This is a genomic window from Candidatus Accumulibacter sp. ACC003, assembly GCF_907163085.1.
In the GTDB taxonomy this organism is placed as follows: Bacteria; Pseudomonadota; Gammaproteobacteria; order Burkholderiales; family Rhodocyclaceae; genus Accumulibacter.
The window spans coordinates 183,061-198,483 of the sequence record NZ_CAJQTX010000009.1 but is presented as its reverse complement, the minus strand read 5'-3'; the positions used below and the strand labels follow the sequence as shown (position 1 = coordinate 198,483).

10 protein-coding genes and 2 pseudogenes are annotated in these 15,423 nt (G+C 58.7%); all 12 read right to left on the bottom strand.

The window, feature by feature from the left end; translation table 11 throughout:
* Positions 1–11 precede the first annotated feature (11 nt).
* Positions 12–3,443 (bottom strand): hypothetical protein, encoded by a 3,432-nt coding sequence (locus QZ656_RS19340; RefSeq protein ID WP_291995259.1) that lies wholly within the window; start codon positions 3,441–3,443, stop codon positions 12–14.
* Positions 3,444–4,081: 638 nt separating this feature from the next.
* Positions 4,082–4,498, bottom strand: coding sequence for a hypothetical protein (locus tag QZ656_RS19335; protein WP_291995285.1), 417 nt, complete (start codon positions 4,496–4,498; stop codon positions 4,082–4,084).
* Between the two features lie 31 nt (positions 4,499–4,529).
* Positions 4,530–4,850 (bottom strand): annotated as a pseudogene (locus tag QZ656_RS19330) (transposase); the annotation flags it as partial.
* Between the two features lie 37 nt (positions 4,851–4,887).
* Positions 4,888–6,057, bottom strand: coding sequence for a radical SAM protein (locus tag QZ656_RS19325; RefSeq protein WP_291994914.1), 1,170 nt, complete (start codon positions 6,055–6,057; stop codon positions 4,888–4,890).
* A gap of 35 nt (positions 6,058–6,092) precedes the next feature.
* On the bottom strand, positions 6,093–7,250 hold the full coding sequence (locus QZ656_RS19320; RefSeq protein WP_291994913.1) for a glycosyltransferase: 1,158 nt from the start codon (positions 7,248–7,250) through the stop codon (positions 6,093–6,095).
* A 403-nt stretch (positions 7,251–7,653) separates the two neighbouring features.
* A pseudogene (locus tag QZ656_RS19315) lies at positions 7,654–8,465 on the bottom strand (efflux RND transporter permease subunit); the annotation flags it as partial.
* A gap of 91 nt (positions 8,466–8,556) precedes the next feature.
* Complete coding sequence (locus QZ656_RS19310) at positions 8,557–9,204, bottom strand: class I SAM-dependent methyltransferase (protein WP_291994912.1); 648 nt, start codon at positions 9,202–9,204, stop codon at positions 8,557–8,559.
* 93 nt (positions 9,205–9,297) lie between these two features.
* On the bottom strand, positions 9,298–9,483 hold the full coding sequence (locus QZ656_RS19305) for a hypothetical protein (protein ID WP_291994911.1): 186 nt from the start codon (positions 9,481–9,483) through the stop codon (positions 9,298–9,300).
* A 690-nt stretch (positions 9,484–10,173) separates the two neighbouring features.
* On the bottom strand, positions 10,174–10,539 hold the full coding sequence (locus tag QZ656_RS19300) for a hypothetical protein (RefSeq protein ID WP_291994910.1): 366 nt from the start codon (positions 10,537–10,539) through the stop codon (positions 10,174–10,176).
* A gap of 581 nt (positions 10,540–11,120) precedes the next feature.
* Positions 11,121–11,591 carry a transposase gene (locus QZ656_RS19295; RefSeq protein ID WP_291995258.1) on the bottom strand — a complete coding sequence of 157 codons (471 nt, stop codon included), beginning with the start codon at positions 11,589–11,591 and terminating at the stop codon, positions 11,121–11,123.
* A gap of 231 nt (positions 11,592–11,822) precedes the next feature.
* Entirely contained in the window at positions 11,823–12,404 is a 582-nt protein-coding gene (locus QZ656_RS19290; RefSeq protein ID WP_291994909.1) for a zinc ribbon domain-containing protein, read from the bottom strand.
* Between the two features lie 136 nt (positions 12,405–12,540).
* Positions 12,541–15,384: a dynamin family protein gene (locus QZ656_RS19285; protein WP_291994908.1), complete on the bottom strand. Its 2,844-nt coding sequence runs from the start codon at positions 15,382–15,384 to the stop codon at positions 12,541–12,543.
* Positions 15,385–15,423 lie beyond the last annotated feature (39 nt).

Here is a 15,423-nt window from a genome sequence, read left to right as displayed (position 1 = left end):
CAGGACAGCCTTTATAAGGGTTGTCGGCCGATGGTCCCGACCAGGCCGGCACGATACTCCGGCGAGCCGACGCGAACGCGTTCGCCCTGGGTCTGAGCACGTCGCGCCGAAAGCCCCAGGCGAGTAGCAACCTCGGTATTCTCGGTGCGATCAAGGAAGTCGTATAGCGAGGCCACAGCATGCGTCAAGCGCCTCTCGTCACTGCCTTGCTTGGCATCCAGGCGCGCCGCGTACCAATCACTGGCGAGTACGCTTTCGCGAGAAAACAGCGAACGGACTTGCGGTGACTCCAGTCCATGGCCATCCGCTGTCTGTCCGTGTGCCATGATTTCCAGCAAGGCCTGCAAGGGCGGGCAGGCCAAAGAAATGGTGCCATCGGTGAAATAACTTTCGGCAACTCGCTGGTGTGTCGCGACGATATTCGCCACACCATCGGCAAAGATGTCCATGTCCTGCAGCTCGGGGCGCAGCATTTCATCGGTGAACACGGCATGCGGATGCAGAAATATCCGGCCAAAGTAGGTGCTCGCCAAACGGGCTGTCATCCGATAACCGAGGCGGCTGGCGAGAACCGGCTGACCACGGTGCTCGAAATCGACAACGCGTTCAAGGGCGCCCCGGGCAAGCAGATTTTTCGCATCGCGTTCACTCGGGCTCATACGTGCGAATACCTCGGGCACCAGCAAACTGACGTCATGATCGACGCGCACATTGGGCCCGACGTAACCGGCAGAGGAAACCCAGCCGTCGTAACCGGTGAGTGCGAAAGACACCAGGGCAGCGTTCAGGTCGATAATGGCTGGCAATGCATTGAACGGCCCTTTGGTCAACGCGCCCTCTGAACCCGCTCCTGTTGTCGAGGGTGACTTGCCGGTCATCGAACTGATGAATTCGATAAAGAGCTCGGGCAGTTCCATGTAGTGCAAGGGATTGTAGGGGCATAGTGCCCGGATGCCGTCCTCGGGAGGGTTGTTGCGGCGACCGGCGGCGACCACGTGCACCGGCGTGATAAGCGGCTCGGCAGTTGACTGCCTGCGGAACAAACTCATCGCCAGGTTGGCAATTGCCGTATCATCCGGGCGCGCGATATCGGAGCGTAGCTGCAGGTAGCGCGGGTTCTTCGAAGGTTTGCCGTCGACCAGACGCGGATGCGCCGAGGATACGAAATAGGCGGGTGACGATCCCTCCGGCGCATTGGCAGCGGCCTCGATCAGTTCCTGCATCGGTGCTGTAAATTCACTGAATCCGATAGCATCATCAACCAGCTCGCGCGCGTCCGCTCCGTCAAGCGGCTGGAAGTTGGATATAAAGGTCCCCGGTGTCGCCAGGTCGAGTTCAGCCTGCCGATCATAGCCGCGATGGATGGCGTCGTCGGGCCTTTGAAACAGGCGGCGCTCGCAGTTTTGCACGAACTTCTGTGACAGCGCCCCCGCCTCGCCGCCAATCGCGCTGGCGGGTGCGACCACGCTGGCCGTGATGTCGTCCTCGGTCTGTACTTTGCCGGCAGGGTGGAAGTCATGACGCAAGCCAAAAACGCGCCAGGCGCCATCTTTCTCGAAACCAACGCGCAGGGTATTGACGATCAGCGTGCTGCCGTCAAGCTTCAGCGAATTCCCTGGACGGCCGTTGATCAGATCGACCGAGTAATGACTCCGCCAGCTATCGCCCCATTCCTGTCGGTGAAAGCGCTTGACGACGAAGACAAGTTCCTTGACGTGTTGCGGAATAGCGCTCAGCCAGGTGTTGTACGCTTGGCTATAATCGCGGATCGACGGCGTCAGCAGCTTGATAACGCTACCAATCGAACGATCACTGCTTAGTAGGAGGCGGTTATCAACGCCGTTCTTTTCCTGATCGCTATAGCGCTCCGAGAAATCACGCGCCAGAATGGTTGCAACCGCGTCCATGTCCTTTTCGAGGTCGGCGACATAAACATGGCCGACAAGTATGGCGTCCGAAATGGCCTTGGATATCTCCGATTTGCCGCCGCCGGAGACGGTCGCCGGCTTGTGGCAGGCCGTCACTTCGGCCGAGGTACCGACGAGGTTCCACTGACGATGATCGGCACTCAATGACTCCATTTGCATGCGGTAGCCGTTGGGGCCCATATAGGTCTTGCCGGCCTGCAATTTGATTGACGACGTATGGCCATCAACGGTTGGCCACGAGACGGTCTGTGATCGCAAACTGAAAGTGGATTTCGCTGGCACCAGAACGACTTTCGGCTGCAGGCGATCAAGCGCATGCCCTGCCGGTTGCACGGCAAAGCGCTCGGGATCGCGAGCCAGCACCTCTTTCAGCGAATAGTCATCACCAGCCGTCAGATCGGTGTACTCCTGGCCTTCGTTATAGCTCGGAAACACCAGCGCGCCACCGGAATGCTCTTCTTCGGCAGAGCCAAACAGGTTCGCCGAATAGCTGATCTGCGTTTTCACCTCTTTCTTGCAGTAACCGAAATAGTTGTCTGCGATGATGGTCACCACCACGCCACGCTCGTCGCGCGCGCACAACTTGAATGCACTACCGCCGTTATACAGCTCGGCTTCACTCTTGTAGCACATGCCATCACGCCGTTGCAGCGCTGTCGCCGCATCCCAGTGTGGGAGACCGAGGAGGTGCTTGGGTACATGCGTCAGATGCGGCGCGAGAATCACGCAACCGGTGTGGCCGGTCCAGCTATCGGGGTCGAGCGAGGAATCATTCTCGGGCAAATAGGGGTCGCCGGCGTTGCCAAAAATACTTTCGACAAAATCGAGATTGGCGACCAGAGCCCCGGGAACGAAAAAGCGGGTTTCCATCCGCTTCTCGGTTGTAAAACCTGGGACGGCAGGCACCACCAGGGGCCGCAGGAGCAGCGAAACGAAGCACCTGGCGGGGGCGCTCTCAGCCGCCGTGAACGGTAGCTGCATTGACTCGGGCGGAGGATTAAGTGCCAGGGCCAGCAACTTGGAAAAAGCCAGCTTCGGCACGGCCAGCTTGTCGTCGGGAATCGGCAAGCCGCCCTCGGCGATGTGAAAAACCCCCGCTGTGGTGCGTCGATCGCTGGCGGGATTGTGGAGAACGCCATTGCGCAGACGATAGCTGCTGAGCAGCGGCGATTTGAAAAGGTCACCATTGGCCGGCAGCGAAACGCCGCGCGCCAGGCCGGATTGGTCGAGCACGAGCGTTTTACCCGGCAAGCGAGGTGCCCGACCAACATCCGCCAGATAATCTTTCAGAAAATTCTGAATGCGCGTGTCCACAGGGCAAAGTTTGTCGGAAAGTCGGCGGCTCAATTCCCGCTGGCGAGCCAGAATGGGTGACACGAGCTCCGTAATCGACGCCCCATCAGCCCCGGCAGCGAGCGGTAATTCGAGAAGAGCAAGTCGCAGATTGATCGCGGCATTCAACTCCGCGGTATTGACAGATAAGGGGGTAACAGCGGTATTTGAAGTGAAATTCACAGTGTATTCTTCCAAAAGGTGGTCACGCAGAATAAAGCGGTCGGCAGTCAAGGACTGCGCCCGAGAAATTGTGATCAAGAATGCCGTGACGAAAGCGAGTTGCCCGACAGCACCGTGGTCCGCAGACGGCCCCAGGGGGAGCACGGTTTGCGCGGTCTTGTTCGTTCGCGTCGTCGGCATGGACCGGGGTAGCGCAGTACTGCGGATCGGTCCGAGCGCCAGTAGAACATGAACTCATGGAGTCCAGCAAGCCGGCCATCGGCGCCGCGGCGACGCCCGCAAACGCCCGCTGCCGGGCCCGTAGCCGCGATCTGCTGCGCGTCCCATGCCGTGGCGCGCAGGCGGATGGGGTCACGGGTCAGTAGGCGGATGGATCAGGCGGGAGGCGCGCAGGGCAGGCGGCAAGCAAGGAACCTGGCCCTTGGTGGGAGCGTCGGTGCAAGCCGTAATGACCGCCGCCTATTCCAAACGCTTCTTAAGGAATTGCGCTTGGCTTGGCCGCTGGCCACTCAGCGACGCTTCCTGCAGGTTCAATGAGCCGCCGTCTGCGGGATCGCAGCCATGCTGGTGTGAGAGGGCGACGGGGTTAACGCCATCGCCTATCCGATCGTCTTGTTCCCGTGGCTGCTCTCGCTACTTCAGCGCCGAACGCTGACCTTCCAGCCGTCGGCCGTCTTGGCCAGATGCTGGACGGTGACGGTGTGCGGATCGTCGCGCGCCTCCAGCACCGCGTAGTCGCCGCTGACCTCGACTTTCTCGATCTGCTTGCGACGCGCTTCACCCTGCGCACCGCTGCGCATCCTGTCGAGAAACTGCTTGAAACCGTCGTCGCCGAAGGCCTTCGCCATGCCCTGCAAGTCGTCCACCTTGGCCGGGGTCATGTACGGACGCGCAGCGTCGAGGCCGCCGGCCAGCAATGCTTTCTCGTAGGCCAGAAAGGCGTCGGCCTGCGGGGACCTCTGCGCCTGCGCGCCGACAAGTGTTTGCGCGTGGCTGCCGGGAATGACCAGGGCGAGTGCGGCAAGAAGAGCGAACAGCCGAATCATCACTTTCATTGAAATCTCCCGGTGCATGGTCGTACAGCGCCAATTGATCACGACTCCGCGATTCGCCACTCGTTGGTGATCTCGACGGACTGGAACAGGGCCCTGGTCGTCAGACAGGTCTGAATGGGCGTCTCCGAGTACAGCCCAGGCTTGCCTCGACCGACCGACCGACCGGCGGCGCCGGTGTCCAGTTGTCATTGATGCTGGCGTCGTCCAGCCAGATCGTCAGGGTGCCCCGGCTGACCAGCGAACGGTCGTACTCCGACCAGTTCGTCACCCAATACCGTTGCTTCGACGTCGCCTCGCCAGTCTCTGGCCTTACACTGCGCCAACGCCATTTAGTTGGCCACCTTGATGGCATTGTTGTAATCGCCTTTTTTGGCCTGGTCCTTTTGATTCTAATTCTTCTTTAATTCTGGCACGTCCAGCGAGCGTGCCAACTCTGCGTAGTGACGTCTGCTGCGTGAGTGGAGAGTCGTCCGCGTGTCGTAGCGAACGTGGCAATTTGGACAGTTCAAGGCCAGGCAGTCACGAACCTCTCGCTCATGTGCTTTGGTATGCACCACGGACTTGAAGCGGGTCTGGTTGATGTTGCCGATGGCCGGATGTTTCGGGCAGACATGCACGTCGCCATTGGGGAGAATCCAGACGTTATCTTCCATGTAGCAGGGAATGTCGTTGGCGCCCTTCTTGATAATCCAGTCCGGAATCGCCGCCAGACCCTCCAACGATATGGATATTCGTTCAGGTTCAAGATTTTTCAGTTGAATGAGTCGGCGGGACATCGCCTCGAGCGTGCTCCTGTCCTCTTCGAGAAGTTGGAGTTCGCCGTGATCACCCTCAGAAAAGTACGGAAAGTCATACTGGATGAGTATTGGACCGAAGGACACGTCGAGTTTTTTGCTGAAATCCCAAATTTTGGCGACCGCATCCAGACTACAGGTCGGCTTCATTATCAGCCAAGCAAATGTCAGGGACACGTCCGGGTAGCGGCTTCGGAGGGAGGTGAGGTTGCGCTCCAGCTTCGCAAAACTGCCTGCTTTACCGACATAGTCGTCGTAGTCGCTGCCTACCCCGTACACTCCTACGTTAATTGCCCTTAATCCGCTTCGATACAGCTCGTCAGCAGCATCGTCGTCCAGCAAGATCGCGTTGGTTCCCAGGCTTGGAAATATACCTCGGTCTCGAGCATACGAAATCAAGCGCGTGATCTCCGGATACAGTAGCGGCTCACCACCATAGAGGTGCACCTTCGGAATACGCAACTCAGCCAAGTCATCTAGCGTCGCCATGACCGTTTCGACGTTGATGCGGTGGCCGGGCAAGAACGACCTCCCGTAGAGGCATGCCTTGCAGCGGAGGCTGCAGTTCGATATCAAGGCTATGTTGACGTTCGAAAGCGCCGGCGCTACGAGCGCTGGAAACGACTGGGCGAGTGAATACTTCAACGACAAGCACTCTCGGTCGACCCACTTCAAGAGCCCGATAGTTGACGAGACGGCGGGTGATTTGGCATGTGGCTTGATATGTTTGAAGTAGAAATTCAATGAAGCTGATCGCATGGTCATTTTCTTTCTCCTGTCGTGTCTGTCTGCCCGGTAGGTCAATGGCCGCCTGCAGTCGGTGTCGCAGCAGCCTTGCGAGGAATGCAGCTTTCATAAAAATCGCCGTACCTTGCGAGCATCGTGGACAGCGAGAATCGAGCGAGCGCATCCTGTCGGGAATTGTAGCCCATCGACGAGCGCATGCTCTCATCCGAAAGCAGCGAATCCATTGCGCCAGCCAAACTGTTCACATCATCCGGCGGGCAAAGGTAGCCAGTCCTGCCGACGCTGACCAGGTCGGAATTGCCGCCTACCTCGGTGGCGACAACCGGAACTCCACAGGCCATAGCTTCGAGAATCGCGTTGCTTAAGCCCTCGTTCCTGCTTGGCAGAACAAACAGGTCTACGGCGGGAAGGTACTTGTCGATCTGCTGGGTGGTACCGTAGAGGATGATCCGTTCAGCGATTCCAAGTTCTCGGCTTAGCGCCAGCAAGCGCGCCCGTTCCGGACCATCGCCGAAGAAGAGGAAGCGCACTTGGCGGTCGCTGCCGCTGCATATCCGGCTTGCCGCGCGAAGGAGCGATGCGTGGTTTTTTATGATGGTCAGGTTCGCTACAGTGGCGACAATTAACTCGTGCTCAGGAAGCTGCAGCTCCCGCCGCAGGGCATGGCGATCGGCGGTCGGTCGAAATCGATCACAGTCGACGCCGTTGTGGAGTATTTCGAAACGTGCCGGGGAAATGCCCGTCAACCCGGCATATTGATCTGCAGTATTGCGGCACACAGCGAGCAGTCGATCGGATCGCCTTGCCAGGATCCGCGACGCAAACCTCCTGCGCAGCGGGAATTTTCCCATGTCGGCGAAGCCGTGAAAGCTCCAAACCAGCGAGGGGCCGATACCGGACAATGCGCAGGCGATGACAGTGTCGAGCCAGGTATTCCAATTTCGGCAATGAACTAAATGAGGCCGCCATTCCCGCACGATCCTGGCCAGTTTGACGGGAACCGTCAAGTCGTGTCTGCGCCGAAAGAGGTCCCAAATACAAGTCTCGCGCACAATGCGTGCGGACATGTCGCCGCGGAGGTCAAGGCAGCAAACAGCCTGTTCGAAACGCGAGAGCGGCAAGCCGTTGACAAGATTGACAACGCCATTTTCGAGGCCGCCAACAGCCAGACTGTGCACGACATGCAGAACCCGTATCGATTGATCACGCATCAAGATTCTCTCTTGGGCCAGAGCGCAGTGACGAATAGGCTATCCGACGACGCTCTGGGGAGTCAAGGGTCTGCGCTTGCTTCATGGGTATGCCAACAAATAATGGCTGCAGCTGGGCCTCATAGAGCGCCTGCCACGCGCAGTGGTGAAGGCTTGAAAAACCGGAGGACTTGGCGGCTCCCCTTGGCGGTGTAGCGGAGTACCAGGGTGCTCCAGTCGGGGCGATCGGTCGCGTCTGTCGCGGAGGTCTGGCGCCGGTCCTGCTTCCGTAATGCGTTTTCGTCCTTGACCCCCGTGCTGCCCTATTTTGCTGGCGCGAGAATAGTGTAATCCGAGGTAATTGCCGATGTCCCTCACGTTGTAGCCGCTACTCACGAAGGCGGTGGCTATCGCCTCGTCCGATTCACGACCCCGCCGTGCCCACCCCATGATTTCCCCGATGCAGCCTTCCAGCAAGCCGCTTGAGCAACAATAAATCATCCACATAAATAAACACCACCGGAATCACCAGCAGGCTTAAGACGGTAGAAGTCAGCAGCCCACCAATCACCGCGATCGCCATCGGCGAGCGGAAACTTGGCTCGGCGCCGAGCCCCAGTGCGATCGGCGTCATCCCGGCGACCATCGCGATGGTGGTCATCAGGATCGGTTTGGCGCGTTTGTGGCAGGCGTCGATCAGCGCTTCGTAGCGCGCCATGCCGTGCTCGCGGCGGGCCATCACGGCGTACTCGACGAGCAGGATCGAGTTCTTGGTGACGATTCCCATCAGCATCAAGAGGCCGATCACCGACGGCATCGAGAAGCTGTTGTCGGTGACCAGCAGGGCGAAGAAGGCGCCGCCGACCGACAGCGGCAGCGCGGCGAGGATCGTCGCCAGTTGCAGGAAGTCGTGGAAGAGCCGCACCAGCACGACGTAGATGAAGAGCACGCCGATCAGCATCGCCGAGCCAAAGCTGCCGAACAGTTCGGCCATGCGCTCGGCGTCGCCCGACGGCGGCCGAGCTCGACGTCGATGCTGACGTTGCGCTGGCGGTCGAGGCGGTCGATTTGCGCCGGGCCGCTGCCCATGCGGATGTCGGCGACGGTGTCGAGCGGCACCGCGCCCTTGCTTGCCGGCACGCGCAGCTGGTGTACGGCGTCGAGGTCGTGGCGCAGGCCTTCGTCGAGGCGGACGCGAATCGGAATCTGGCGCTGCGCCAGGTTGAGCTTTGGTAGCTTGGCGTTGCGGTGTACCGGGGTCACTTCCAACAGGCCCGCATTGCTCACAAAGAGATCGACAGTGGAAATCAGGGCACAGACCGCGGTTTCATCTCACCCGCTTTCTCGCCACGATCAACGCTGCCTTGTTGGCGCCCGGACGCCAGCACTCCTCGATCTTGAATCCGGCACGCACCAGCTCGCCCTTCAACTGGCCAAGGCTTAGCGACGCTATGCTGGGCAACAGCGGCAGTGCGCGCAACAGCGGCGCCAACACCCGCATCTGCCACGCGGCATCGCCGATGCAGATGGTGCTCGAGATGAATAGCCCACCCGGTTTGAGCAATTCATGCACGCGGGCGAGGGTCTGCAGCCGATCCGGCAACAGGTGGAGGATGCTCATGCCGAGGATGACGTCCCAACTATCTGGCGGACTGTCCAACTCGGCCAGCGTCGCCTGTGCGAAGCTCAGGTTGCTGACCCCGGCGGCAGTGGCCTTTGCGCGGGCGATTTCGAGCATCCGCGGCGAATAGTCAATGGCATGGATTAGCGCCACATGTGGAGCGTGCAGGATGGCAGTCGAAGCCGTGCCGCACCCGAATTCCAGCACCCGGCTGTCCGGCCGCAGGAAGGTCCGGGTCTTTTCCAGCTTGGCCTCATAGGATGCCTGATCGGGAATTGGCATCCCTGCGTAGCGCTTTGCCAGGCGATCCCAGAACCAGGAACGCTTAAACATGCGTAATTCCTCCCCGCTCACCGAATTGGCATCGCGATCGGTCGTCAGGGCGCGGCGTCCAGCAAATCATGGGACAGACCGCGGGTTCCTGTCGAAACGCACGACGGCTGCGAGCTATTTCGCCGGCGGCTCGTTTGCCGCTCGCGCCTGTTTTTCCCGCAGTCGCTTGTTCTTGTCCTCGCTGCTGGTGAAAACGTAGCGACCCGCCAGTTCGCAGCCTTTCATGCCGGGGTTACAAACAAGGTCGTTCACCTTGGTGCATAGTCCCTTCACTTCATGCGGACAGCCCCATGACGACATGGCAATCTCCAAAAAAAAAACGGCGGCGAAGCCCGCCGAAAACGCTAGAAGGCAGTCACCGCGGGGGAGTAATGATCAGCTCGCTGGTGACTGTGCCGCTGCGAGGCCAGATTCGCTGCAGGCCGACGATCGCGCGTAGGAATTGGCAACACGCGACAACTCGCCAGGGCGCCTCGCTATTGTAGCCTGCCGACGTTTCATGACGATCAATCGCTGCCAGTGCACGCCAGCGGCGTGGGCTCTTGACTTTTGCCCAAGGCACGGGGGGAAACCTGAGCCCGCGTGCGTGACCCTAGCTAACAGAGCCTGGCGGCCGTCGGTGACAGCGAAAGGCTGGTGGCGCCTCCCTTTGCCGACCCGGGCGCCAGGCCTTCGACGAGCGCTGGTCGAACGCTGGATGCCGTCGATCGGGCCGTCCATCGTCGGCGACCAGCGTTTGATCGCGGCGACCAAGGCTTCGACGTGAGATTCGGGCGTGAGATTCGTGAGATTCGGGTGAGATTCGGGGACAGACCACGGTTCGGAGATTCGGCGGAGATTCGGGGACAGATCACCGTTTAGAACCGAGTTTTGGACGTCGTTAATGCGATCCTGGCTCCGGAAATCCGTGGTGCGTCCGCTGTTTCCGCCTGTTCCCCGCCTCCCCTGTGTTCGGCCATCCTGAACGCGTGCCAAATCACAGGCGCCGATCTACGCGGCAGGTTTGCTGGCGCGGGCCGGTGACTTGCGCTCGGATTTTTTCTTCAGGCCCAGCGAGGCGACCTGGTCGGAACTGGGGCCGAATTGGGCGATGACCTGGTCTTTGACGCCGAGAATGAGATTGTGATGCTCCCACTGGATGGCAACGCAGGCGTCGCGAGCGGCGTTGAAGGCGTTCTGGGCGCGCAGTTCGGCTTCCTGGGCGGCGTGCAGGGCCTCGTTCTTGGCGGCCAGGGTGGCGAAACTGTAGGCCGGGTTGGCCGGGCCGTAATCGGTAATCGCCTTGACCGCCAGAAAGGTTCTTTCATCTGCCTGGAGGATTTCTGCCTGCAGACGAACATTCTCGTTCTTTGCCATTTTTCCTCCCGGAAGATGAAGTTGCCGAGGAGTGGATTACCCTCGGAGAAGAGAATAGGACCGGGCCGCCAAAATTGTCAACACGTTTCGTGGCGCGTGCGCGCAGCGGCCACCGGGCCCGCTGAAAATGCGCACAGCTTGATCCGTGCCGGCAATCTCTCCTGCCGAATCGGCCACTGGATGGCCAGGGAGGCGGCCGCAGGCATCGGGGAGGCATCCCGACGCATCAGGGATGCATCGTGACACCGCGTGGAAGCATCGTGACGCCGCGTGGAAGCATCACGACGCCTCGGGGAAGCATCGTGACGCCTCGTGGACACGTCCCGACGCATCAGGGAAGCATCGTGACGCCCCGGGGAAGCATCCCGACGCATCCGGGAAGCATCGCGACACCGCGGGGAAGCTCCAATTCGTGAAAAGCAAAAAAGGAACCAGGCTCACATATCAAGCGACTTCTGGTCCTGTGGCCCCGTTTCTTCAAGCATTGCCTTCTGCGGCCGACCCCGCGGGCGAATTTCGCGCCGCTGTCCAGTGGCCCGTTCGCTGCTGTCGATAAACCGAGCATCCCCGAGCGGCTGTCGCTAATCCAAGGCCATGCGGATGTCGCTGATTGCCTCGGTATCCAGTTCCAAGCGGAACAAGGACCGATAGTTCACCAGCCGGTCAGCCTCGTTTGCGCCCAGACTGGAATACACCGCATGCGGAGTCAGCAATGAGTCACTCTGCCCCCGTCCGTTCGTTCGATAACTACGCCAGCGATAGTGCGCCGGGTCATCGACCATCGCTGCGCGCACGGCATTGAGTTTGATAGAGCGCTGACAAAGGAGTAGATAGAAATCGGCCTGCACCAGAGAAGACTTGTAGCGGCTGTCCGACAAGGTGCCAGTGCGACGGTACGACTTGTTGATGTACTGCACGTAGCGCCGGCCCAGCGAAATCATCAGCCGGGGGATAGCCTCGGATTCCGGCGGAGACAGCAAGCCGTGCACGTGCTTGGTCATCTGGACGTAGGCGTGCAGCGCGCAGCCGGTGGCTTGGCACGCCTCGCCCAGCCATTCGCGGTAGGCGAGCTAGTCTTCCCCAGCGAAGAAGCAGGCGTCGCGCTTATGTCCCCGCTGAACGACGTGCAGGGGAAAGCCTGGGAGCTGAATGCGGGGGCGACGGAGTAGGTCGTTGAGGAAAGCAGGTTCTTCCAGTTAAATCGAGCCTGGCCCCTTTTTGTTCTCCTTTTTGTTCTCTCTTTTATTCTAGCGAATGGTTGGGCGCCATTCAACCACAGTCCACTACGTGAAGTTGTGTCCGCAGAACCTACAAACTTGCGCAGCGGCCTTTACTTGTTCTGCACACTTGGGGCAGGTCTTCTCGGCAGATGGCACCGAGTTGCTTGCTACCGCAGCCTCGGAACGCTGGTATGAGACGGTTAGAGTGCCATCCGGCTTTACAAGGTGCATGTAGATGAAGATCAGGAAGCCTACCAAAACCACGCAAAGCAAAAGGGCTCCCAGGAATGACCCACAACCGTACGCGCCGGGCGCCCAACTCTGCGACGTGGGAAAGTACCCCTCTGCCGCCATCTTTGCAGCATCACTTTGAAATAACTCCATCGCCTTTGCTTGGCTCCCTTTGTAGGTCTTTACTATGACTTGCTTTTGGAGCCGCTCGCGTTGCTTTGTCTCGTCAAGTTTGGCCTGCAACTGCTGCTGACGTTGCTCCTCAGCTTCCTGCCGTTTCGCAGCCTCTGCCTTCTGTCGTTCAAGGTGTTCATCGACTTTCGCGTAGATGGCCCCGCATTTTGGGCACTCGGCCTTCGGTGTAGTATCGGATGACTGGCGTTCGTACCCGCATTTCCTGCAAACTTGGCTCACCGTTAGCTCTCCTATGGTGCCCAACGTAGAAGTCACCGGCGCTGCGCGGCTTTATCGCGCAGCGTCCGTGTGGACTGCCGGGTTGGGCCGCAGGCGGCAAAGACCCAGCAATAAGAGTGGCCAAACGAAGCCACGCTCATTGCTTGCTCCTGCTTACAAACCCTGGAATGGAGAACACGTCGATTTCCGTCCGGCGGACGCGACGACTGGCAGGCCGGTGTGACGCCAATCCCGTGGCCGGCTTGTAAATATCCAGCCCGCGACCGAGTTTGACTAGAACACCATGATCACACACGACGCAGCGATCGTGGATAGTCGGATCGACCTTGATTGTCAGGGTAGTTCCAAAGTTCCTGAAAAGATCATCGCCGACCTCCGTCATGATCCGGACGTTTGTTGTTGTTCCTTCACTCCACGTACCTGACGTCAGTACGAGAATTTCTTTGGGTCGTGCAACCTCGGCAGCTACCAGCAGAAACTCTTTCAGATTACGGATTTGGTGAGGTGCCGCAAGATACGGATCGATCAATGCAATGCGCAAGGACCCGCCAAGAAGTGCTGGGGCAAAAATCTTTTCCATCGGCCAACCGCTGTCGCCATCAGTCAAGCGAAGCCGGTTAAGTGTTTCCGTGGCACGGTTTTGGATTTCGTCAAACCAATCACCGCTTGACGCCTCAACCTCTTCGACAGATTGCACGGGCGATGAACTCGTTGGCAGTGAGAGGTTCGGCTGTACCGAAATGGCAACAGGCTCAGCGATTTCACTGAGAAGTGGAGCGCAGGAATCGACAACCTTGACCAGTTCGGCAGACAGCAAATTGCTTTCCTGCTCGAATGCTTCCCTTTGCCCACCGATCTTTGCTGTTGCTGCTGCGCGAATATCTTGCTCGGCGTTAGCAAGGGTAGCCTGGACTTCGCCGAGAGCGTTTCGCGGAACACCTTCAGCCTCCACCATTAGAAAGTCACCAAACGCCCCGCTACGCACAGCCAGGTGGGCGGTAAGAGCCTCTTGAAGAAGGCGCTTGACCTCGGTGTAGAAAGCCCGCACCTCCTGAGATTGCTGGTAGGTCGTGCCACGACCGAAGATGTCGGAAACACTCTCGCGTGCGGCCGAGATTTTGTTCTCTACCTCTTCCGAAACAAAGTCGTCGAGGAATGAGACTATGCGCTGTTCCTCGTCCGTGATGAGATCGTTTGCCGCTTTGAGGGATTTTTCCAAAGACCCCATGAGTATCTTGGTCAAATCGAAAGGAAGGTTTGCTCCAAGGTCGAGATTGCTCGCAATATCTTCGCTGGTGTGTGACAAGGCCGCCAGGTGTTTCTCAAAGAGGCCGACGAATGTTGCAAATTGCTCCGTCATTTCCGAGAGAATTTGCTGGACTTTGGGGAATATCCGGTTGGCTACGCGCGATTGGAGGTCGTACATGTATCCCCAGCTACCTGATCTCCGCGTCCGCCAGTGTTTGCCGACGTCGTTCAACTGAAAGCTGTCGAGTTCTCTTTCTGCCAGTAGCCCTATCGTTTCGATAATGTGATTGTTTTGCTTCCGGCGCGCATCGAGATTCTGCTTGAGGACGGCGACCTGCTCGACGGCTGCAATTTGAAATCGCTCCCGAGCAGATTCAAACTCGACTCGAAAGGTGGCAAGCTTTTGTTCAGCCACCTCCCCGTCCTTGATATCACGCAACGCCGCTCGGCGGTTCGCAACAATCGTAAGAAGTTCTTCCAGCGCGGATTTTGTGCCGCCGGCAATGTTGTGGGCGACAAGGGCCAAGCGTGATTCGGTGGACAGGAGGTGAAGCAGTTGCTTCTTCATCTGTTCTATTCCGCCCGGATCATCATCGTGGATTCGGTGCTCGATATGTTTCCCTGCCTTTGAGTCACGATGATTGGCTGCGGAGGTGAATGCCAGCCCGACGACCCCGAGTTGCTCGCGATAGCGGCGCATCGCAGGGGAATCCTCACCACTCAATTCGTTCAGCGTTTTCTCGATTTCATCGCGAATCCGTTGCTCTTCGTGCCTGATGCGCGACGCGATGGATTCCGGGTCTTCGTCGTTGGACTCCGCATTTCTGAGATGCTGATCGTAGGTTTGATCGACCTGCGTGATTACGAAAATGAGTTGTTTTACCGTACCCTTTCGGAGCAGCGTAAGAAGAAAATCCTTTTCTGACTGTCCATAGGCCACGCCCGACTTGGTGAGAAATAAAACGGCATCGACATTCTCGACGGCCTTTTCAGTGAGGCTGACACGGAATCGTTCTGTGTCGTCCAGACCGGGGGTGTCGATGAGCAAAACACCTTCATCGAGAATCGGCGCAGGCGATGCTATTTCAATGCGTTCGACTAGGCAGTGCAGTGGTCGCGTCCCCGAAGTGAACTCTTTCAACTTTTTGCGGAATGCATTTTCTGCCGTCTTGTCATCCGTCTTTCCAAGCAGGATTTCAATGCTGTGCCCGTCTGGCTTCACATAGGTCTTTTCAAGCCCAGGAAGATCGAACACCTCGATGATCTTTCCGTCACTGTTCTTGCGGGGCTTATCGATGAAGCTCTCCCACATCTTCACACGATGGGCATCAACGTGCTTTGCATCTTCCTTGTGGAGACTCTTGATGGCGTCCCACGACTCCCGCCCCACAAACCTGATCGTTGCCTTTACGGAGTTTCCGTGACGGAACGTGGTGACCGCCGCCGTCTCAGGGCTCGTATCCTCGCCTGCGAGTCGCGCGCCAAGCAGCTCGTTCACGAATGAAGACTTTCCTGCTTTGAACCGGCCGACGACTGCGACGCGATAGTTTTCAGGAACGACCTGGTTGGTGAGCAACGAACTGAGTAACTCGGCCGCCCGTGCACAGTCCTTGCCGATGCCCCAGGCCGGTTCATTGGTGTTCTGCACCTTGCGGACGAGTAGGTCGCGAATTTCCTCGACGCGCCCACGCAGCGCATGAATTTCAGTCCGAAGCAGTTTTGGCGATTTCATGTGCTGTCTTCCTTAGAGTAAACACGAAGTACCGCAGTC